At 51.0% G+C, this 1,199-nt stretch carries 1 protein-coding gene; it reads right to left on the bottom strand.

Going from position 1 to position 1,199, the window contains the following annotated elements:
- Positions 1 to 132: 132 nt before the first annotated feature.
- A partial coding sequence (locus OU793_RS24510; protein ID WP_274647907.1) for a DUF87 domain-containing protein occupies positions 133 to 1,199 on the bottom strand: 1,067 nt, incomplete at its 5' end.

The following is a 1,199-nucleotide window of genomic DNA, read 5'->3' as shown; positions in this document are numbered from 1 at the left end:
CGACGTAACTTTGTGCTTGGTTGAGGTTGGAGGTCATCATTTGGGTGAAACTGGCACAGTTGACACAAAACAGTGCCGATGAATCAAATGAGACCAACACACTGCACAAGGTCAGTGCGCTTAACGTTCGTTTCATTCGTCGTCCTCCAGGATGTGTTGTTGTTTCAGATAGGGCAGATACCAGTTTTCGCCATGGTCGCTGACCAATTGACGGATGGTGTTCACACTCTCTTTGTCGGATGCGCCAACAAACGCCAGTGCCAGCTTATCCAAAGACAAGTCCACCAAACGGCTCCCCGTGGGTTGGTGGACGTAGTAGTCGCGTTTGCGCACGGCGTTTTTGAGCAGGTCGATTTGTTTGTCATTGAGACCAAACTGGTGATAGGTTTTGGCAAACTGCCCCGCCTTGGGGTTGGGTAAGAAAACTTGCGTCGGGCACGACTCCATCAGCACATCCAAAATGCCCGATTTGATGGCTTCGTTGAGCGCTTGAGTAGCGAGCAACACCAGGCAGTTGAGTTTGCGCAGCTCTTTAAGCCATTCCACTAACATGTCTTTAAATACCGGATGTTTGAGGGCAATCCACCCTTCATCAATCAAGATAAAAGACGGGTTGCCATCGAGGCACCGTTCAATGGTGCGAAACAGATACGACAATACCGGCACCAAATCACGGTCGCCGCGCTTCATCAACTGGTCAATTTCAAACACGGTAAAATCGGCAAACGAGAGTGAACGGCTTTCGGCATCCAGTAAGTCCCCAGCGCGGCCATTGATGGTGTAATACCCCACGGCGGTTTTGATGCGTTGGTCTTGCACTTGCGCGCAGAACTCGGTCATCGACAAGCGAGACGAGCCGCGCATGTCACTGAGCGCTTTAAAAATGCTTTCTCGCATCTCAGGGGTGACGGTTTCTCCTTGCAGCACCAAAAGCTGCTCAATGTACTCACAGCACCATTCAAAATCGTTATCCAAATCCGCCAGTGGCGCAAAGGCGGGCGCTTCCCGTGAGCCAACCGAACCAATATCTAGGTGCAAGCCGCCAAGCTGACTCATGGCGAACATCGAGTACTTTTTATCAAAGGCAAATACCCGAGCATTGGGATAACGATGCATTTGCGCGACCAGCATGGCCAATAAGGTCGATTTCCCCGCCCCTGTTGGACCAAAGATTAAGGTATGCCCCACATCGTCTACAT

The organism is Vibrio sp. VP6, from assembly GCF_028823755.1.
GTDB lineage: Bacteria > Pseudomonadota > Gammaproteobacteria > Enterobacterales > Vibrionaceae > Vibrio > Vibrio parahaemolyticus.
The sequence above is the reverse complement of the archived record's forward strand: the minus strand, read 5'-3'. Positions and strand labels throughout refer to the sequence as shown.